We start from the raw sequence: 20,814 nt of genomic DNA on the forward strand, positions 1-20,814 counted from the left end.
AGCAAACAAAATTATTAATACAAATAAAAAATACATCTTTCCCTGATACGCAATATTACTCACGCGTAGTTAAACTCAAATGAGCAGAACATCCTTCTTATTCTCCAAATAAAAAAGAGAGCCTTTATGGCTCTCTTTTTTATTTAAAACTATAAAATTTTTTAATTTTCTTTCAGTTTGGCAATAACATCCAAACCTCCTTTTGTAATATCTCCGATCTTACAGATAATCTCAGTGTCCAAAGGCAGGAATACATCCATTCTGGACCCGAATTTAATAAATCCAAACTCATGCCCGGCTTTTGCTTTATCACCTTCATTACAGTAGAAAACAATCCTTCTTGCCACATATCCGGCAATCTGTCTGAAAACTACTTTATGATTGGTTAAAGTTTGTACCGCTAAAGTGGTTCTCTCATTTTCTGTAGAAGACTTTTCATGCCATGCAACCAGATATTTTCCTGGATGGTATTTTTTGTAAATCACTTCACCCGAAACCGGATATCTACAGATGTGAACATTCAGTGGAGACATAAAAATAGAAACCTGGATGGCTTTTCCTTTTATAAATTCATCTTCATCCACTTCTTTGATCATTACCACTTTTCCGTCCACCGGAGCTATCACGTTTTCTTTGTGCTCAAGGATATTACGATCCGGAACTCTGAAAAACCAGAAAACTAAACTGTAAATAACCAACAAAGGCATAATGATCAGCAGGGACCACATTTTAAGGAAATAAATTGCTAAAACACCCAGAATGATAAAAAGCAGGGTTGCAACGGTAATTGTTCCTTTTGATTCTCTATGTAATTTCATGAGACTAAATAAATTTTTCTAAAATAAAGTACAAATATACGACAGGAACGCAGATAATAAAACTATCCAGTCTATCTAAAACTCCTCCGTGTCCCGGAATGATGTTTCCACTGTCTTTCACACCGAAATTTCTTTTCAATTGACTTTCTACCAAATCCCCTAGCGGAGCAAAGGCAGCAATCAAAAATCCTACGATCATCCAGTTCCCTCTCAATTCAAGCTGATAATGTTCAATAAAGTAGGATAAAACCAATGTTAGCACTACGCCACCTGCATATCCTTCCCATGTTTTTTTAGGTGAGATTTTAGGTGCCATTTTATGCTTACCAAAGAACTTTCCTACCAGATAAGCAAAAGTATCACTACTCCAGATCAGGATAAACAGGAAGAGAACCTCCAGTGAGAAAGTATCATTAAAGCTGGAAAACTTTGGCAGTCCCAGTGCAAAACTGAATGGGAGCGCTACGTAAATAACGGTAAAAATAAGTTTTCCGCTGTCGAAGTATAATTCGTTAGGATATTTGAATAAAGTAACCACAGCAATCCCAATCAACGCCAGCGCCAGTATTTCACTGAGTCTGAAATCAAAAAAGAAGTCGTGATTAAAATATCTTTTGGAAAAAATATAGAATATAAAAATGACCAATGGATATACCACCCACTTTTCATATCCGTTTCCAAATTTCATGATTTTGACACATTCCCAGGTACCCACAATCAGCAGCAGACTCATTAATCCGTAATAAAGATACTGTTGCTTTACAAGACCAGGAACAATGCTGTTAAGCAACTGAGCTCCCAACGGAGTAGAACAAAGAATAATGATGGCTACATAGACTATACCTGATAAGGTTCTTTGAATGAGATTTTTGTCCAAAATTTAAAATTTAGAAGTGGTTGCTTAATCTTCAAGCAGCAATAAAAACAGTTTTGTATTGGAATTGGAAGAACTGTCCATTTTTGACTGGCTTCCACTGATGGAAGTAAGGTTCTTGATATTTCCGTTTCTTTTTATTTTTCCCATGGCATCATTCAGGTTGTTTACAATCTGAGAAACATTGGCAATGATGATAATTTTATCGGGAAGTCTTGAAGAATGATAATGAAGAATATTATTGTGTGAAAGCATGATTCTGCCGTCATAGGCAATCAGGTATTCACAAGTGATGAATGCGGCATCATTAGACTGCTGCAGTTCTGACGTGTAAGAAGTCCTCACAACGTTTAAAAAGTTCTGAAGTTCTTTGTCCCAACAGAAAAGGTTGTGGGTACCTTCTATTTTGATAATTTGATTTAAAGTTTGTAGAGCTTCCGCTTCATCTGCACAATAATTAAAAAATCCCCCCGAATGCGTAAATAATTGCGCAAACTTATAGTCAAGATCCGCATTTTTCAGCGAATCCCCAAGCTTCTCCAGGCTCTGTTTGTCCTCTTCGTCAGGCTGGTTGGTAAGTTTGCTTACAATCCTCTTGAATAAATTCAACTTAATCTATTTTTAGTCAACTTTATACAAAAATAGAAAATAAATTACAATAGAGTCCAAAATATCTCTTTAAATATGAAAAAACCTGACAATTTTGAGGTTGTCAGGTTTTTGTAAGGTTTATTTTTTAAGAGTCTTAAAGCTGTGTTGGGCTTTCTGGAGCCTGTATTTCGCTTTCTTCTTCTTTTTCTTTGATCTGAGGTGTTTCCACTACTATCGGCTGATCTTTTTCAGGAATAGTATTGGTAACGGGTTTCTCTGTCAATTCAGGATCCCATGCTCTTTTTCCGAATATATCTTCTAAGTCTTCACGGAAGATCACTTCTTTTTCTAATAATTTATTAGCCAGAGCATCCAGTTTATCTTTATTTTCTTCAAGAATCCTTACCGCTCTTTCATACTGATCTTCGATAATCAATTTGATCTCTGCATCAATTTTAGTAGCTGTTTCTTCAGAATAAGGTTTCCCAAAAGAATATTCAGACTGTCCTGAGCTGTCATAGTAAGAAATATTACCAATGTTTGGACTCAAACCGTAGATTGTTACCATGGCCTGAGCTCTTTTCGTTACCGTTTCAAGATCAGAAAGTGCTCCAGTAGAGATATTGTTGAAGATCACCTGTTCTGCTGCTCTACCTCCCAATGTTGCACACATTTCGTCCAGCATCTGCTCAGTAGTGGTAAGCTGTCTTTCTTCCGGAAGATACCATGCTGCCCCTAAAGAACGTCCTCTTGGAACAATCGTTACTTTTAAAAGTGGTGATGCATGTTCTACCAACCAAGAGATTGTAGCGTGACCTGCTTCATGATAAGCAACTCTTCTTTTTTCAGATGGCTTGATGGCCATATTTTTCTTTTCAAGTCCACCGATAATTCTGTCTACAGCATCCAGGAAGTCCTGTTTTGTAACGGAAGTATGGTTATATCTTGCTGCGATTAATGCTGCTTCATTACAAACATTAGCAATATCTGCCCCACTGAATCCAGGAGTTTGTTTTGCTAAGAAATCTCTGTCTACATTATCATCAAGCTTGATCTTTTTCAAGTGAACATCAAAGATCTGTCTTCTTTCGTGAAGTTCCGGAAGATCTACATAGATAGAACGGTCAAAACGACCTGCTCTCATTAATGCTTTATCAAGAATATCCGCTCTGTTGGTAGCCGCCATTACAATAACATTGACATCTGTTCCGAAACCGTCCATTTCGGTAAGAAGCTGGTTCAATGTATTTTCTCTTTCATCATTTCCGCCAGAGAAGTTATTTTTTCCTCTTGCACGTCCAATAGCATCAATCTCGTCAATAAAGATGATCGCCGGAGATTTTGCTTTAGCCTGAGCAAAAAGGTCTCTTACTCTGGAAGCTCCTACCCCAACAAACATTTCAACAAAATCAGAACCTGAAAGTGAGAAGAACGGAACTTTAGCTTCACCTGCAACGGCTTTTGCCAGTAACGTTTTACCAGTTCCCGGAGGGCCTACTAAAAGGACACCTTTAGGAATTTTACCTCCCAGTTTTGTATATTTTTCAGAGTTTTTCAAGAAATCCACAACTTCCTGAACTTCTTCTTTAGCTCCTTCCAATCCTGCAACATCTTTAAATGTCACCTGAATTCTTTCTTTTTCGTCAAAAAGCTTCGCTTTAGATTTACCAATAGAGAAGATTTGTCCGCCAGGACCTCCGCCTCCGCCCATCTTTCTGAAAAGAAGGAAGTAGAATAATCCCAGAATAGAAATCCAAACCAGCGCAGGAACTAAAATATCCATTAATGCGCTTTTGCCTGTTCCGTAATCTTTCGATGTTTTAATAACCGGATTGCTGGCTTTCACCTGCTCAAATTTCTGAAGGAAAAGTTGAAGGTCTCCATATTTTACAGAAAAATCTGCTTTAGGAGCCATTTCGAAGGCAGAAAGAGGGTTATTTTCTTTTCCGGCTTTGGAAACCATTGCCGATTTTGCTTCTTTTGTTAGGAAAACATCAGCTTTCTCTATGTCTTTGTATATAATTATATTCTGGACTTTTCCCGCCTGCATTTCTCTAAAGAAACCATCTTCATCAATAGATTTTGCGCTATCACCTCCAAGGAAATTGGAGCCAAAGAAAAGCAAAAGTGCTATGATTGCAATTGGAAAGAACCAGTTGAATCCTTTATTATTCATTTAGACTTTTTAAATTTTTATTATTCATTTTCAATTTTGGTAATGACTGCGTCACCCCAAAGCTCTTCTATATCGTAGTACTCACGTACTTCTTTTTGGAATATATGAACTACCACTGTAACGTAATCTACCAATACCCACATTGCATTTTCAGTACCTTCTACGTGCCAAGGTCTGTCTTGCAGTTCGTTTCTTACTTTCTTCTCAACACTTCCTGCTAATGCAGCAACCTGTGTATTTGAGTTTCCACTACATATCACGAACGTTTCTGCTACGGAGTTTTCGATGTTGGAAAGATCGAAGATCATAACATCTTCTCCCTTTACATCCTGGATAGCTTCAACGATTTTATCTATTAACGCCTGTTTTTCTGCTGTTTTATTCATTAAAAAAATACTATAATCTGCAAATTTATTGTTTTTTCTTTACTTTAACCTTACTTTTACCCTCTTAATGTCTTAAAGTTTTCTTAAATGAGCCAACTCTTCTATCTGAAAGAATGTTCTTCTACTAATGACGAAATATCAAAGTTTTTACTTTATAAAAATTCAGATTTTATTGGACTGCATACTTTTAATCAAACTAAAGGGCGTGGTCAGTATGGAAATGTCTGGACTCAAACTGCCGGAAAAAACCTGGCTTATACGCTGGCAGTAAATACTCAGAACATCCTGTGCTCTGACTTTATACTCAATTATTATACCGCAATGGTTATCCGGGATTTCCTTGCCAAATTGTCTGAATCTGAGGTGAAAATCAAATGGCCGAATGACATTATCCTTAAAGGTAAAAAAATCGTTGGGATTTTAATAGAAAAGAAAAAAATTAATCAAAATAATTATTTCATCATAGGAGCAGGAATCAATATTCTTCAGGACAAATTTGATGAAATATCTAATGCGGGATCACTTCTAACGCAAACAGGCCTTGTATTTGACCTTGAAAAAGTCTCATTAGATCTTCATGAATACTTGTCTGAAAAACTGAAAAACATTCCTTCTGATCAGGAAATTCTGGATAGATTCAATACAAACCTTTTCAGAAGGGATCAGATCTCTGTCTTTGAAATTGAAAAAGAGCGACAAAATGGCATTATCCGAAATGCAGACGAGAAGGGAGAACTTTGGATCGAACTGGAAGACGGAATGCATTCCTTTTATCACAAGGAAGTAAAATTGCTTTACTGATTGGCTCTTTTGATATAAAGATATAGGGTAAGCGGCAGAAACACCATATTAGGCAGCCACATAGCTACAGCGGGAGACAAACTTTTATTTTCCGAAACCACTTTCAAGGCTTCAAATGAGAACACGAAAACAAAGGCTAATGAGATCCCTATGGCAAGGTTAACTCCCAACCCTCCTCTTTTCTTTTGTGAAGACAGGGAAAGCGCCAGAAATGTCAGAATAATGATAGAAGCAGGCATTGATGTTCTTTGATGAAGCTCATTCAGATAAGAGTTCAGATTACTGTTTCCTCTTGCCTTTTCTCTTTCAATAAATTTTAAAAGTTCTGGAGTGGTTTTATTTTGCCCCAAAAGCTCATTAGGGAAAAGTTCTTCCGGTGAATGCCCGTAGTTTTTCCTTAATTCTATCCCGTTACTCAGCTTTTCGGTATTGTCTTTATTGATTGTTTTTTCTAAATAATTATTTAAAACAAACTGCTTTTTAGCTTTATCCCAATAGACTTCACTAGCTTTTAGCTCGTAGATCATTTTTCTGTCTTTATCATATTTCTGATAGACAAAACTTGACCCTCTTTTTTCTCTTTTATTCCAGGAATCAACAAAGATATATTCTGTTTTGCTCAGCTGTGAAGAGGCTGGAGCTGTTCCTAAAATCTTTTCTTTATTGGCTGCATTATAGGTATAAGCTTCCAATTCATTTTTCTTGATATTAGCCCATGGCAGCACCATATGATACACCACAAGGGCAATCAGACCAATAAAAATGGATGTATACAGATAGGGTTTTGAAAATCTGTGAAAACTTGCTCCACTACTGATAATGGCTACAATTTCAGTGTTATTTGCCATTCTGGAGGTAAAATAAATCACCGAAATAAATACCAGAATGGAAAGAAAGGTCACTACAAGATTAATAATCCAGAAGGGATAAAAATGTACAAGGAAGTACATCAGATCCAACTTTGGATCAATGGCTTTGGCATTTTCTATCCTTGGAATCTTTTGCTGAACATCAATTACAAGTACGACTATAGACAATAATACCAACATGAAACTGAAGGTTCCCAGGTATTTTTTAATGATATATTTGTCTACAATTTTAAGCATAATCTCTTACAGTCTTTGTCTAAGAACCGGTACTACAGAGTTTTTCCATTGGTAGAAATCACCTGCAATAATATGTTCTCTGGCTACTTTTACTAAATCAAGATAGAATGCAAGATTATGAATCGAAGCAATCTGTTTTGCCAGATATTCTTTAGATACAAACAGGTGGCGAAGATACGCTTTTGAATATTCACGATCTACAAAACTGGTTCCAAATTCATCCAAAGGCGAAAAGTCGCGCTTCCATTTTTCATTTTTAAGATTCATCACCCCCTGCCATGTGAAAAGCATTGCATTTCTTGCATTTCTTGTTGGCATTACGCAATCCATCATGTCAATTCCCAGTCCGATAGATTCCAGGATATTCCATGGAGTTCCTACTCCCATCAGGTATCTTGGTTTTTCTTTTGGAAGAATATCTGTCACTTCATCTGTGATTCTGTACATTTCCTCTTCAGGCTCTCCAACAGAAAGTCCACCGATGGCATTTCCTTCTGCTCCCGATTCAGAAATTACTTCAGCAGAAATTTTTCTAAGGTCAGAATAGGTAGATCCCTGAACAATTGGGAAAAGTCTTTGCTTGTACCCATATAATTCAGGATTATCATTAGTCCATTCAATACATCTTTTCAGCCAACGGTGTGTAAGCTCCATAGATGATTTTGCCTGGTTATATTCACAAGGGTAAGGAGTACATTCATCAAAAGCCATGAAAATATCGGCTCCGATCTGTCTTTGAATTTCCATTGATCTTTCCGGAGAGAACATATGATAGCTTCCGTCGATATGAGATTTGAATCTCGCTCCTTCTTCTGTCATTTTTCTGTTACTCGCCAGTGAAAACACCTGAAAACCTCCTGAATCGGTAAGAATAGGAAGATCCCAGTTCATGAATTTATGTAACCCACCTGCATCCTGCATCGTCTCCATTCCCGGACGAAGGTAAAGGTGGTAAGTATTTCCCAGAATAATCTGAGCTTTAATGTCTTCTTTTAATTCTCTCTGATGAACTGTTTTTACACTTGCAACAGTTCCCACAGGCATAAATATAGGAGTTTGAATCTTCCCGTGATCTGTGGTAATTTCCCCTGCTCTTGCTTTTCCTTCAGAGGTTTTTTCAATATTAAAAAATTTCATCTCTCTACTTTTTTAATTCACCTTATTATCAGTGATTTCTTATAGGTTAGAAACTCTGGTGATGTTTTTACCTTACCAAAGGTATTACAGCTCCATTTTGTTTCAGTTTATCCTTTATATATTTATCTGCTTTGGGATCTTTTTTCACCAGTATTTCCTGTGCATCATTGGTAATCCCATCCATTTGTTCTTTGATCACATAGTATTTGAAGCTTTCTACAAAGTCATCAGATTTTACTTTATGTGATTTCAGGACAGCCCTTGTACCGGCTTCCATATTTTTATCAGGATACACATAGATAGCCTGATCGTTGATCGCAAGATCTGCAATGATTTCTGCCATCACATCTTTATCGATCAGATTTTTGGGCTTATCAATATAATCGCTGCACGAAAACATGCCCAGCAAAACGAAAATAAAGATTAGCTTTTTCATCAGTTTATTTTTATATTTTTTAATGGTCTGATAGAACTCTGCATATACATATTCCTCTATGTGAGAAGAATTGCTTATACATTGTTTCACAGTCTATTGATGATTGATTTCCACTTTAAGTTTAACACTCCAAAAACGGCTTCATGAATAATTCCGCCGTTCATTTTGCTTTCTCCTAAAATTCTATTGGTAAATATAATAGGAACTTCTACAATTCTAAAGCCTTTTTTAAATGCTCTGAATTTCATTTCTATCTGAAAACCGTAACCTTTCAGTCTCACATTATCCAACCCTATTTCTTCCAATACTTTTTTTGAAAAACAGACAAATCCTGCGGTAGTATCATGAATCGGAAGACCTAATACGAACCTTACGTATTTTGATGCAAAGTAAGAAAGCAATACTCTTCCCATAGGCCAGTTGACCACATTTACTCCTTTCGAGTAACGGGACCCGATGGCCATATCTGCATTCATACATGCTTCAAAAAGTTTCGGCAGGTCGTTAGGATTATGGGAAAAATCGGCATCCATTTCAAAAATATAATCGTATTTATTTTCGATAGCCCATTTAAAACCATGAATATATGCCTTTCCCAACCCGTCTTTTATGTGTCTTATTGACAGATGTAAATAATGGGGATGTTTCTTCTGCAATTCTTTTACAACCTCTGCTGTTCCATCCGGAGAAGTATCATCCACTACTAAGATATGAAAGTCATCCTCCAATGCAAAAACCGCGGAAATAATATTTTCAATATTTTCCTTTTCGTTGTATGTGGGGATAATGACGAGTTTTTTCATTTCAGTTTGCAAAGATAGTTTATTTAACCTTTTTATTTTATACAAAATAATCTATAATTTTGCAAAAATATTTCTCAGGGATTGGGCGGATGAAACAGAAACTTTTATTTAAAAGATCTGAACAACACGTAAAATCGATGAGAGCAAATATTTTAACTACGGATAGCTAAATCAGGTGATAGGAAAATCTGTGCCGGATTGTGCTATAGGAAGTTAAATAATAAATAATAAAAACTTAAATTTTGCCATCATCACAACACTTCATCAATCATGTAAGAATACCTGAGAACAATGACTGGGTAATCTTTATCCTCGTGGGCTGTATATTTTTATATGTTTTTATGATGAACGTCATAGAAAGAGATGCCAGTCTCAAAGATTTTCTGCTTCAAAAGTATTTTGATGCCAGTAACAACCTTCCCAGCTGGATCATTACCTCATGTGTGACTACCCTCACCTTATCTGTTTTGATTTCGCAATACATTCCTATTGTACCAAAATTTATTGCCGATCTTCAGCTTTTTGGATATCAGCTTAATAAATTCGGGTATACTTTGCTGGCTGTATTGTTTTTTTATTTAATAAAATCAACATTCGGGTTTTTATTTTATCAAAGTATAGGAGACGGAAAAAAATGGACTATTTTTTATTTTACCTCCACAAAATTTTATTTCATTCTTACATTTTTGCTAATAATTCTGTGTGTAACCCACTATTACTTCCCTATAGACAGAAATAAAATGTTTTTGTATTACCTGTCTTTCTTTTCTTTTGTATTCATTTTCAAAGTCTTTTTCTACTTATTTCACAAGAACAAGATTCTTCCTGAAAAATGGTATTATAAATTTTTGTATATTTGCACCCTCCAAATCGCACCATTATTATTGCTTTGGAAGTTGTTATTTTTTTAATAAATGTCAATGATGAGAATAAAGTCTATATTGGTTTCTCAACCAGCGCCTAGTGAATCTTCTCCATATTTGGATATAGCGAAGAAGGAAAAAATAAAGATTGATTTCCGTCCATTTATCCACGTCGAAGGGGTTGACAATAAAGAGCTCAGAACACAGAAGATAGATCTGACGCAGTATACCGGTATTATATTTACCAGTAAAAACGCGATTGACCATTACTTCAGACTTGCGGAAGAACTTCGTTTTGCCGTTCCGGATACAATGAGATATATCTGCCAGTCGGAAGCAATTGCCAACTATCTTCAAAAACATATTGTATACAGAAAAAGAAAAATCAGCTTTGGGGAGAAAAATTTCTCAGATCTGCTTCCTCTTTTCAAAAAATTCCCAACTGAAAAATATCTGTTGCCATCTTCAGATGTTCTAAGTTCGGATACTGTAAAAACCATGGATGCGTCTAATGTAGACTGGACAAGAGCGATCATGTACCGTACTGTATGCAGTGACCTTACTGATATCACTGTCAAAGATTATGACATGTTGATCTTCTTCAGCCCACAAGGAATAAAATCACTACAACAAAATTTCCCTGACTTCAAGCAGGATGAAACCAAGATTGGTGTTTTCGGAAACACGACTTTGGCTGCTGCAGAAGAAGCTGGATTAAAAGTAGATTTAATGGCACCTACGAAGGAAACTCCTTCCATGACAATGGCCCTTGAAAAGTATATTAAAGCACTTCATAAATAGTCTTTAATTATAAAAATACCATCAACCATCTTTTCAATAAAGGAAAGATGGTTTTTTTTTACCTAAATTTGAACGAAAATTAACATTGAATGAGACGTCTGCATAAAAAGTTGCTTACTTTCAGAAGAAAAGTATAAAGACGAGCTCTGCTCAATAAAAAATCAAAATATCCGGATGAAAGCTCCACAGGCAAAAAAAATAGAAAAAATATTAGAAACCCACGGCGATAGAAGGATCGATAATTACTTTTGGCTGAATGAAAGGGAAAACCCTGAAGTCACCCAATATATTGAGGAAGAAAATGCCTACGAAGAATTCATCATGAAAGATACAGAAGCTCTTCAGGAAGAACTTTTTGAAGAGATGAAAGCGCGTTATAAGAAGGACGATGAATCTCTACCTTATATCTTTAATGAATACTGGTATATTGTACGCTATGAAGAAGGTAAGGAATATCCTATTTTCTGCAGAAAGTACAAAAGTCTTGACAATGAAGAGGAAATCGTCCTTGACGTTAATATTCTGGCGGAAGGCAAAGAATTTTTTGAAGTAGGAAGTCTAGCGGTAAGCCCTAGTAATGAATTAGCTTCTTTTTCTTCAGATGATGTAGGAAGAAGAATCTATACGCTAAATTTTAAAAATTTAAAAACCGGAGAAATTCTACCGGACACTATTCCTAATACAACAGGAAAAGCAGTTTGGGCAAATGATAACCAGCATGTCTTCTATATCAGAAAAGATAAAAGCCTGCGTGCATTCCAGGTATATAGACATAAGCTGGGAACAGATTCTTCTGAAGATATTCTGATTTTCCACGAACAGGATGAAACTTTTGATGTCAATGTATTTAAAACAAAATCCTTACAATATATTTTCATTGCGAGCTCAAGTACTATTTCTGATGAACACCGCTTTATTCCTTCTGACAATGTATTTGCAGAATGGAAAATAATTCAGCCAAGAATAGATGACCTTGAATATTCTGTAGAGCATTATGAAGATGAATTTTACATCATTACCAATGCTGACGATGCGATCAATTTTAAAATTGTAAAAGCGAAGATTGACAACTGCGGTATGGAAAATTGGGTAGATGTTATCCCTCACCGTGCTGAAGTTTTGTTGGAGGGCTTTGAAATTTTCAAAGATTATTTGGTTCTTGAGGAAAGAGAAAGAGGATTGCTTCAGATCAAAATTATTGATGAGAAGACGCAAGAATCTTATTATTTACCTTTCTCTGATCCAACATATACAGCTTATATTGGAATCAACCTTGAATTTGACACTGAGATTCTTCGTTATGGCTACACGTCTCTTACACAGCCGAGTTCCACTTACGAATATAACATGAAAGACAAAACCACTAAGCTCCTGAAACAACAGGAAGTATTGGGTGGGAAATATTTTCATGAAAATTATATTTCAGAAAGAATCTGGGCAGACTCCAGAGATGGAGAGACAAAAGTGCCCATTTCTTTAGTATATCATAAAGACACCAAAAAATCAGCTGATACTCCACTTCTTTTGTATGGATATGGAAGTTATGGACATACCGTTGATGCCAGCTTTTCAAATGTAAGATTATCTATTCTGGACAGAGGCTTTATTTATGCTATCGCTCACATCCGTGGTGGAGAATACCTGGGAAGAGAATGGTATGAAGACGGAAAAATGCTTTTCAAGAAAAATACATTCTTTGATTTTATTGATGCTGGAAAGTATTTAATCAAAGAAAATTATACGTCATCTAGACATATGTACGCGATGGGTGGAAGTGCTGGAGGTCTGTTGGTAGGTGCTGTGGTCAATTATGAACCTCAGTTATTCAATGGAATTGTAGCGCAGGTCCCTTTCGTAGATGTAGTTTCCACAATGCTGGATGATACGATCCCTTTGACTACCGGAGAGTATGATGAGTGGGGAAATCCTAATGATGAAGAATACTACCATTATATGAAAGACTATTCTCCTTATGACAATGTAGAAGCTAAAGATTATCCACATATGCTGATCACTACAGGATTCCATGATTCACAGGTGCAGTATTGGGAACCTGCAAAATGGACGGCAAAACTTAGAGAATTAAAAACAGACGATAATATTTTAGTCTTTAAAACTGACATGAGCTCCGGACATGGAGGAGCAAGCGGAAGGTTTGAATCTCTAAAAGAAGACGCATTAGAATATGCCTTTTTATTAAAGATTGATAAAAAATAATTTTATTCTTTTCTTCACTAATTTTCAAATACAGCGTATATGTTATTATTAGTTTTTATTTCAATCGCTATCATCTATTACCTGATCCAAAAACAGAAAATTACCAGAATAGAAAAGAGAGAAGACTTTAAAGCCAAACAAGAAGAAAAAATACAGGATCTGCTGAAAAAAGCAAGAGAAGAAGATATTAAAAATAAAGAAAGTAACAATTTATAAAAGACACTGTCATGATAAAATGGCAGTTATAATCATATGAACGAGTCCGAATATTGGAAAAAAATAGAACAGTTCTTTGAAGACAATTTCCAGACTGAAAAGAACCCGCCCATTGAAACCCTTTTATTTTTGATTGGGTTGCAGGAGCTGGGAAGCGGCCAGCAAAAATACACTAAAGAAGACAAAGTAAACCTGATTCACATTGCAGTCTGCAGACTGCTTGAGCCGTTTGGATATTATAAATTCACACACTATGAAGATGGATGGCCACAGTTTGATAAACTGGAAGGACTTCCTGAATTAAAGCCCAACGAGCAAACTTTGCTTATGAAAAAGGCTATTATTCAATACTTTCAGGAAGAAGAATTGATTTAATAAAAAACAGGATGTCTATTCAGGCATCCTGTTTTTTTATTATAAAATGTATCCGCAACATCATTTTTCACTTCAGATTTTTCCGATGCTCAATTTTTATGAGCTGATCAATTCTTCCAATTGGGTCAGTCCCATTGTAAATCCTTCTTCAAATCCCATATCCATGATCTTCTTCATAATTTCCTCGGAATGGTAATGAATATTGATCGTGACTTTGGTTCCCTCTTCTACTCCCGTAAAGCCGATCAGCCATTTTGACCTGGGAAAATCTTCATTGATATTTCCTTTTTCATCACAAAAAGCACTCATCCAGTCCAGGCTTCTGTGCTCCGTAATTTCGCCATATTGAGACTGAGCATACATAGGACCTCTTTCACCGTTTGGCCCTACCATCGCATACATCCAGATTCCTCCTTCTCTGAAGTCCTGGCTTACTGTTTCGCATTTCCAGGGTTTGGGCCCCCACCACTGATCCAATAATTCAGATTGAGTAAAGTGATCCCATACTTTTGAAACATCAGCCTTGTAAATCTTCATGACATATGTACTTGCCGCATCAAAATCTTTGTTGAAAATGATATTAGATTCCATATATTTTTATTTTTAATAAAGTTAGCACTTTATTTATTGAAAGGGACTTTTCATATGACAAGTAAAAGATAATTCATAAATAATTGTTAAAAAACAGTCTTTTAAGAAAAAAAAAACAATTATTTGGCTCGTTTTTTGTTTATGTAGTCTTAAAACAATTAATTTTAACATTCATTTTTCCAAAACATATATAATTAAATAATGAATAACAAATTCATCCCAATAATTTCAGTGTTTATGACGATCTCACTGATTGTCTTTGTGACGCTCCAATTTTATTGGTTGAAAGGCTATTACGGCGTACTGGAACAGGATTTTTCAAATAAAGTATATGCAGTTTTGGAAAGTACTTCAAAAAGTATTGAAGAGATTGAAGCCGATAAATACCTGAACGAGGATTATAAAGATTTCAGAAAAAATATTCTTGCCAACAGCAAACAGCCGTCTTTAACTACTATTCAACAGGTAGAAGACTCCGGTACTCAGAGACAGATTATTTACTCTAAAAATATTATTGAAAAAACTCAGCTGCCCATTTCTCAAAAAGGAGATTCTATCAAACTGACAACCTTATATACAGACGAAGCAGCTTATAAAATAAAAAGAGATACCACTAACCGTGAACTTCTTACCACAGATATCAATCAGGAGATTGAGACTGGAGATTACTCCATGAAAGAATTTGTGAAAGTATATGGAAACAATCTTCCTATCACCAAAAGAGTGGATCCGAAAACACTTGATTCCGTAATCGCTAAAGAACTTAAAATCAGAGGGATATCCGCCAAGTTCGGATATGGAGTTCTAGACCGCAACAACAAGCTTACAAGCATTGTAAATAAAGCTTATAAGGAGAAAAAAGACAGTAATATCTACAGCTTTCCTCTTTTTGCAGACAAAAAAAACACATTGTACAGCCTCGCATTGGTTTTCCCTAAAAAAGAATACTCACTGGCGATGAACAACTGGCCAATGCTTTTAGGAACATTTCTTTCTCTTCTTACCATTCTTGGAATTTATATTATTTCCATCAATTATATGATGAGACAGAAAAAGCTTGCTGAAGTAAAAACAGACTTCATCAACAATATGTCTCATGAGTTCAAAACACCATTGGCAACCATTTCTGTAGCAACGGATTCTTTGGCGAATGATAAAATTGCCACCAATCCGGATAAGGTAAAATATTACTCAGAACTGATCAAGCAGGAGAACTTAAGGATGAAAAAGCAGGTAGAAAACGTGCTTAATATGTCTAAACTTGAAAGAAATGAAGTAGAACTGTTTTTAAGAGAAACCAACGTAAGGGAACTGATCAAAAGAACTACAGAATCTTTCAATCTGATTGTACAGCAAAGAAACGGATCTCTTACCCAGAAATTTAATGCCACTCATTATAATTTTAAAATAGACGAATTCCACATCTCGAATATGCTGGTCAATTTACTGGATAATGCGAATAAATATTCTCCTGAAGCACCGGAAATACATGTGGAAACAAGAAATGAAGGACACTGGTATATTATTGAAATTTCCGATAAAGGAATGGGAATGGATACTCAGAATAAAACCAAAATTTTCGAAAAATTCTTCAGGGAAGAAACCGGAAATATTCACAACGTAAAAGGACAGGGATTAGGCCTTTCCTATGTGAAAAAAATTGTAGAACTGCACAAAGGGCTGATTATCGTAGACTCTCATAAAGGAAATGGAAGTACGTTCACGATAAAACTGCCAATGGGCTAGAAAAGAATATCAATGATCGATGATAAGCCATAAATGATCAAAGGACGATTTCAAAATCAACCATCATTTATCATTCATCAATTATAAAGTTTAAACCAAATATCAAAATATAGAAGATAGAGTGAGGAAGTTCATTCTTAATTGTTAATTATTAATTATTAAAAAGTTATGAGCAACAGAATATTATTAGTAGAGGACGATCAGAGTTTCGGGGCGGTGCTTAAAGATTATTTGACGATCAATAATTTTGAAGTAACGCTAGCCACTGATGGGGAGCAGGGACTTAAAGAATTTACAGAAAATGAATTCGACATCTGCATATTTGACGTAATGATGCCTAAAAAAGATGGGTTTTCATTGGCTGAAGATGTAAAAAAGATTGATAAAAATACACCGATCATATTCCTTACAGCAAGAAATATGAGAGAAGATATTTTGAAAGGATACCAGTTGGGAGCTGATGATTATATCACAAAACCTTTCGATACTGAGCTTCTTTTATACAAAATAAAGGCTATTTTACAGAGAAGTTCTACACTGGAAAATGAAGAACAGGAGCAGTTTAAAATCAGCAATATTTTCTTTGACTCTATGCTGAGACAACTGAAAGTAGGTGATAAAGAATATAAACTTTCTCCTAAAGAAAATGAATTATTAAAGCTTCTTTGTATTCACAGAAACGATTTCATGCCTAGAGATCTTGCATTGAGAAAGATCTGGAAAAAAGAAAATTACTTTACAGCAAGAAGTATGGACGTGTATATCGCAAAGCTTCGTAAGTTATTAAAAGACGACGAAGGATTGGAAATCATCAACGTTCACGGAGAAGGATTTAGACTTTTGGTAAAAAATTAATCCAAAAATCTTATTATAAATATAAAATTAGCAAAACAATTGAAAATGTTTTGCTAATTTTGTTTCATACCCATGGATATGAAGAATACATTTATAGGTTTGATCGCCGTATCACTATTAGCTGCATCTTGTAAAAAGGATGAAAAAGCCACTTATTTAAAAGAAGAAGCCAATGCCGGACAACCCAGCGTAGCCCTTAATACAACCTCAAAAACAACACTCATGGATCAGGCTGGCATTCAATCTGCCTCTACTCCTGCTCCAATGGCAACTGCCCCAGGGATGAATCCTCCACACGGACAACCTGGCCACCGATGTGACATTCCGGTAGGACAACCTCTGAACAGTAAGCCTGCAGCCGCAGCTCCTGCCACACAAAATATAAATACAAACGGAAATAATATTGTTCAGATTGATCCTAATGCAGTATCACCGGGAAAAATCACTCTTGATAATAACGGGAAGCAGGCAAAAACTGCTCCGGGGATGAATCCTCCACACGGACAGCCAGGACACCGATGTGACATTCCTGTAGGGCAGCCATTAAACAGCAAACCTGCACCAGCTCCTCAACCAGCTCAAAATGTAGTACAGACTACCCCTGCTCCAGCACCTGCGGCACAGAATCTGGCAATGGGAGAAAAACCTAAGTTAAACCCGGCACATGGAGAACCTTGGCACAGCTGTTCTCTAAAAGTTGGTGATCCTTTGCCATAAATTTCTTATTTTTGCAGATATGAAGCTGTTTCATCTACTTGCAATTGTACTTTGCCTGGGAGTTTTTTTAATTCCCAAGGACAATTTCTATGCGCAGGCAATGCAGGAAACATGCTGTAAAGCAGAATCTTCGAAAAAAAGTGACTGCTGTAAAAACCATTCTTCAAAAAAAGACAGCAAGCATGATAAAACAAAATCATGTAATGATGACTGCTGCTCATCATGTGTTGCCTGCTACACTTTTATTGAAACTCCTTTCTCAAAAAATCTACGTTTGGAACTCTCTTATTACAAAGCAAATAAGAATGCTCAGTTCCGATATTCAGATCCTTATCTTTCAGACCGTTTAAAGGAAATCTGGCAGCCGCCTAAGATAGGTTAATTAAAACACCGCGGGTTCATTATATTCTATAATGAGCTGATTTTTAATTAATTTAAACTTTTAAACAAAATGAAATTACATATTTCCAGGTTTATACTTGGTGCATTATTCCTATTTACACAATTTATATCTGCTCAAACACTTTCAAAAAATCAGTTCAAGGTAAAAGGGAACTGCGAAATGTGCAAAACAAGAATTGAAAGTGCCGCCAAAAAAGCAGGGGCAAAAACAGCAGTTTACTCTGTTGATCTTCAAACCTTAACTTTAGAAACTGACAAGGTATCTACCGATGATATTCTGCAGAAAGTGGCTGAAGCAGGCCATGACAATGAGAAATTCAAAGCTTCAGATGCTATTTACAATAGCCTTCCGGGATGTTGTCTGTATAGCAGAGATCTACAGCCATCCCAGACGGAAACTCATCACGAACAGCATATAAATGCTAATGTTTCTGATAAAAAAGAAAATGAATTCTATGTAAGAGGAAACTGTGCTTCTTGTAAAGCAAGAATTGAAAAGGCATCAAAAAGTGCAGGTGCAGATGCCGCAGAATGGAATGCAGAAAAGCAAACTGTTATTTTAAATTTTGATCCTTCAAAAACTTCAGCAGATAAGATCTTAAAAGCGATTGCCGATGCAGGTCATGATAATGAAAAATACAAGACTTCGGATGCAACGTATAATGGACTTCCGGGATGCTGCCTGTATGACAGAGATTTTACTTTTGGTGAAGCTAATCCAAAGGTACATTATGAAGAAGAAGCAAAGCAGGGAGATCATAAAGACCACGAGACTTCACCAGCTAAAGAAGACCATTCTCAACATGAAAAAAACATTGATGGTGTAGTGGTAACAGGTTCTAAAGCTGCAACTTCCTTAAGTAAGAAAGAAGCTGGCCTTGTTTTTAATATTGATAAAAAAGAACTTTTAAAGGCAGCTTGTTGTAATCTGTCAGAAAGTTTTGAAACCAATGCAACGGTTGATGTTTCTTTCAGCAATGCTGTTACCGGAACAAAACAGTTGAAAATGCTTGGTCTGGATCAGAAATATACTAGCTTAACGAAAGAACAGTTACCCGAAATCAGAGGACTGGCTTCTGCCTACGGATTAAATTTTATTCCGGGAAGATGGATTGAAAGCATCCAGCTTACTAAGGGAGGAAGCACTGTGACGAATGGTTATGAAAGTATTACAGGACAGATTAATACTGAGCTTTTGAAAAATGCAAAAACTCCGGAAACTTCACTGAACCTTTTTTCTGACTTCAACGGAAGAGCGGAAGTCAATATTACCAATGTCTCTCCTATCAACGATAAATGGTCTCAAACTTTCCTTCTTCACGGAAACGGAACTTTCGGGAATACGGATATGAATGATGACGGTTTTCTGGACAGACCGAAAGGAACTCAGATCAATGCTGCCTATTTATTGAATTATAATGATCTTGAAAAATCAGGATTCGGATCTCACTTCGGAATTAATTTTATCCGAGATGAAAGAACGGCAGGACAAATTGGTTTTGATAAGAAACTGGCTCAGGACAAACAGCCGTTTTATGGGGTAGGAATTGATATTTCAAGATTTCAGGTTTGGAATAAAACCGGGTATGTCTTTAAAGGAAAACCTTACCAGAGCATCGGGTGGATGAACCAGTATGTGTATCACCAGCAGGATAGTTTTTTCGGACTGAGAAATTATGCAGGACAGCAGCACACGTATTATTCCAATTTAATCTTTGAAAGCATTATTGGAAATACCAACCATAAGTATAAAGCCGGGGCAAGTTTCTTATATGATGGTTATAAGGAAACGTATTTATTGAACGACCTGAAAAGAAATGAAATTGTACCGGGAATTTTTGCGGAGTATACTTTAACAGGGTTAAAATATACATTAGTAGCAGGAACCAGAGTAGACTTTCACAATCTGGCAGGAACTCAGTTTACACCAAGGTTAAATTTCAAGTATGATTTCACGCCTCAGACTATTGTAAGACTTTCTGCGGGAAGAGGATTCAGAACAGCGAATGTATTTGCAGAAAGCCAGCAATATTTTGCATCGAACAGAGCCATTAACATTTTATCCAACGGAGGAAATATTTACGGTTTAAAACCTGAAATTGCCTGGAACTATGGCGTAAGTTTACAACAGGAATTCAAATTATTCGGAAGAAAATCCAGTATCATCGCTGATTTCTTCAGAACAGATTTCCAGGATCAGGTGTTGGTGGATCTTGACAAATCTCCTCAGCAGCTTACGTTCTATAATCTGGAAGGAAAATCTTTTGCAAATTCATTCCAGACTCAGTGGGATTTTACGCCTTTCAAAAACTTTGATGTAAGACTTGCTTATAAATATTATGATGTTCAGGCTGATTATATCGGAGGAAGAAGAGAAGTTCCTTTCATGGCCAAGCATAGAGGATTTGTGAATTTAGCGTATGCTACCAATAAAAATAACAATGGAGGATTCTGGAGCTTTGATACCACTTTAAACTGGGTAGGAAAACAGAGACTTCCTGATACTTCAACTAATCCGGCAGAGTTTCAGTTACCAACATATTCTGAATCTTATGCGGTTCTAAATGCTCAGATCTCAAGAAATTTCAATAAAAAAATCAGAGCGTATGTAGGTGGTGAAAACCTGACTTCCTATTATCAGAAAAATGCAATTGTTGATTTTAAAAATCCTTTTGGAAATTATTTTGATGGAGGAATGGTATATGCCCCAATCATGAAGGCGAACTTCTATGTGGGACTGGATGTGACATTTTAAATTCCTGAATAGAATAAACAAATCTTAAGAAACAAAACTTTATAGGTTGCTAAACCTATAAAGTTCACATCAGATCTTTTTAAATAGTAGAAAACAGTATCAGATTGATACTGTTTTTTCATTTTTATTAAAAAAAATCATCATCAAA

Annotated in this window: 21 protein-coding genes; 11 read left to right on the plus strand and 10 right to left on the minus strand. The window is 36.0% G+C overall.

Annotation, left to right across the window (positions count from 1 at the left end; genetic code table 11):
• Positions 1–161: 161 nt before the first annotated feature.
• From GFU89_RS12225 to rsfS, 5 genes are all read right to left on the minus strand, one after another.
• Entirely contained in the window at positions 162–818 is a 657-nt protein-coding gene (locus GFU89_RS12225; RefSeq protein WP_318847388.1) for a phosphatidylserine decarboxylase family protein, read from the minus strand.
• 4 nt (positions 819–822) lie between these two features.
• Complete coding sequence (locus tag GFU89_RS12230; protein ID WP_318847389.1) at positions 823–1,695, minus strand: phosphatidate cytidylyltransferase; 873 nt, start codon at positions 1,693–1,695, stop codon at positions 823–825.
• A gap of 24 nt (positions 1,696–1,719) precedes the next feature.
• Positions 1,720–2,301 carry an LUD domain-containing protein gene (locus GFU89_RS12235; RefSeq protein WP_318847390.1) on the minus strand — a complete coding sequence of 194 codons (582 nt, stop codon included), beginning with the start codon at positions 2,299–2,301 and terminating at the stop codon, positions 1,720–1,722.
• A 136-nt stretch (positions 2,302–2,437) separates the two neighbouring features.
• Positions 2,438–4,459 (minus strand): ATP-dependent zinc metalloprotease FtsH, encoded by a 2,022-nt coding sequence (gene ftsH, locus GFU89_RS12240; protein ID WP_318847391.1) that lies wholly within the window; start codon positions 4,457–4,459, stop codon positions 2,438–2,440.
• A gap of 20 nt (positions 4,460–4,479) precedes the next feature.
• Positions 4,480–4,845, minus strand: a complete 366-nt coding sequence (gene rsfS / locus GFU89_RS12245; RefSeq protein ID WP_318847392.1) for a ribosome silencing factor — start codon at positions 4,843–4,845, stop codon at positions 4,480–4,482.
• An 87-nt stretch (positions 4,846–4,932) separates the two neighbouring features.
• On the opposite strand from rsfS, the gene GFU89_RS12250 reads away from it, so the two are divergent.
• Positions 4,933–5,646 (plus strand): biotin--[acetyl-CoA-carboxylase] ligase, encoded by a 714-nt coding sequence (locus GFU89_RS12250; RefSeq protein WP_318847393.1) that lies wholly within the window; start codon positions 4,933–4,935, stop codon positions 5,644–5,646.
• Here GFU89_RS12250 and GFU89_RS12255 read toward each other — a convergent pair.
• From GFU89_RS12255 to GFU89_RS12270, 4 genes are all read right to left on the minus strand, one after another.
• Complete coding sequence (locus GFU89_RS12255; protein WP_318847394.1) at positions 5,640–6,752, minus strand: LptF/LptG family permease; 1,113 nt, start codon at positions 6,750–6,752, stop codon at positions 5,640–5,642. The genes GFU89_RS12250 and GFU89_RS12255 overlap by 7 nt on opposite strands.
• Positions 6,753–6,758: 6 nt before the next feature.
• Positions 6,759–7,889, minus strand: coding sequence for a tRNA guanosine(34) transglycosylase Tgt (tgt, locus tag GFU89_RS12260; RefSeq protein WP_318847395.1), 1,131 nt, complete (start codon positions 7,887–7,889; stop codon positions 6,759–6,761).
• Positions 7,890–7,956: 67 nt separating this feature from the next.
• Positions 7,957–8,325, minus strand: a complete 369-nt coding sequence (locus GFU89_RS12265; protein WP_318847396.1) for a DUF4296 domain-containing protein — start codon at positions 8,323–8,325, stop codon at positions 7,957–7,959.
• Positions 8,326–8,411: 86 nt separating this feature from the next.
• On the minus strand, positions 8,412–9,128 hold the full coding sequence (locus GFU89_RS12270; protein ID WP_318847397.1) for a polyprenol monophosphomannose synthase: 717 nt from the start codon (positions 9,126–9,128) through the stop codon (positions 8,412–8,414).
• A gap of 242 nt (positions 9,129–9,370) precedes the next feature.
• Between GFU89_RS12270 and GFU89_RS12275 the strand changes: the two genes are divergently transcribed.
• The 5 genes from GFU89_RS12275 (at position 9,371) to GFU89_RS12295 (ending at position 13,600) form a co-directional block, all read left to right on the plus strand.
• Positions 9,371–10,039 (plus strand): DUF4271 domain-containing protein, encoded by a 669-nt coding sequence (locus GFU89_RS12275; RefSeq protein WP_318847398.1) that lies wholly within the window; start codon positions 9,371–9,373, stop codon positions 10,037–10,039.
• A gap of 12 nt (positions 10,040–10,051) precedes the next feature.
• Positions 10,052–10,792, plus strand: coding sequence for a uroporphyrinogen-III synthase (locus GFU89_RS12280; RefSeq protein WP_318847801.1), 741 nt, complete (start codon positions 10,052–10,054; stop codon positions 10,790–10,792).
• A 174-nt stretch (positions 10,793–10,966) separates the two neighbouring features.
• The gene (locus tag GFU89_RS12285; protein ID WP_318847399.1) at positions 10,967–13,009 is read left to right on the plus strand and encodes a S9 family peptidase; all 2,043 of its coding nucleotides are present in this window, start codon (positions 10,967–10,969) and stop codon (positions 13,007–13,009) included.
• A gap of 39 nt (positions 13,010–13,048) precedes the next feature.
• Complete coding sequence (locus tag GFU89_RS12290) at positions 13,049–13,225, plus strand: hypothetical protein (RefSeq protein ID WP_318847400.1); 177 nt, start codon at positions 13,049–13,051, stop codon at positions 13,223–13,225.
• A gap of 36 nt (positions 13,226–13,261) precedes the next feature.
• Entirely contained in the window at positions 13,262–13,600 is a 339-nt protein-coding gene (locus tag GFU89_RS12295) for a hypothetical protein (protein ID WP_318847401.1), read from the plus strand.
• Between the two features lie 96 nt (positions 13,601–13,696).
• Here GFU89_RS12295 and GFU89_RS12300 read toward each other — a convergent pair whose 3' ends face one another.
• Positions 13,697–14,191 (minus strand): SRPBCC family protein, encoded by a 495-nt coding sequence (locus tag GFU89_RS12300; protein ID WP_318847402.1) that lies wholly within the window; start codon positions 14,189–14,191, stop codon positions 13,697–13,699.
• 201 nt (positions 14,192–14,392) lie between these two features.
• On the opposite strand from GFU89_RS12300, the gene GFU89_RS12305 reads away from it, so the two are divergent.
• The 5 genes from GFU89_RS12305 to GFU89_RS12325 all read left to right on the plus strand — a co-directional run bounded on the left by GFU89_RS12305 (position 14,393) and on the right by GFU89_RS12325 (position 20,666).
• A complete protein-coding gene (locus GFU89_RS12305; protein ID WP_318847403.1) occupies positions 14,393–15,937 on the plus strand; it encodes a HAMP domain-containing sensor histidine kinase in 1,545 nt (514 codons plus the stop codon).
• A gap of 168 nt (positions 15,938–16,105) precedes the next feature.
• A complete protein-coding gene (locus tag GFU89_RS12310) occupies positions 16,106–16,792 on the plus strand; it encodes a response regulator transcription factor (protein WP_002982671.1) in 687 nt (228 codons plus the stop codon).
• A 78-nt stretch (positions 16,793–16,870) separates the two neighbouring features.
• Complete coding sequence (locus GFU89_RS12315) at positions 16,871–17,509, plus strand: hypothetical protein (protein ID WP_318847404.1); 639 nt, start codon at positions 16,871–16,873, stop codon at positions 17,507–17,509.
• Positions 17,510–17,528: 19 nt separating this feature from the next.
• Entirely contained in the window at positions 17,529–17,891 is a 363-nt protein-coding gene (locus GFU89_RS12320) for a hypothetical protein (protein WP_318847405.1), read from the plus strand.
• Positions 17,892–17,960: 69 nt separating this feature from the next.
• Positions 17,961–20,666, plus strand: a complete 2,706-nt coding sequence (locus GFU89_RS12325; protein ID WP_318847406.1) for a TonB-dependent receptor domain-containing protein — start codon at positions 17,961–17,963, stop codon at positions 20,664–20,666.
• Positions 20,667–20,814: the final 148 nt, after the last annotated feature.

This window comes from Chryseobacterium sp. JV558, from assembly GCF_033712365.1.
In the GTDB taxonomy this organism is placed as follows: domain Bacteria; phylum Bacteroidota; class Bacteroidia; order Flavobacteriales; family Weeksellaceae; genus Chryseobacterium.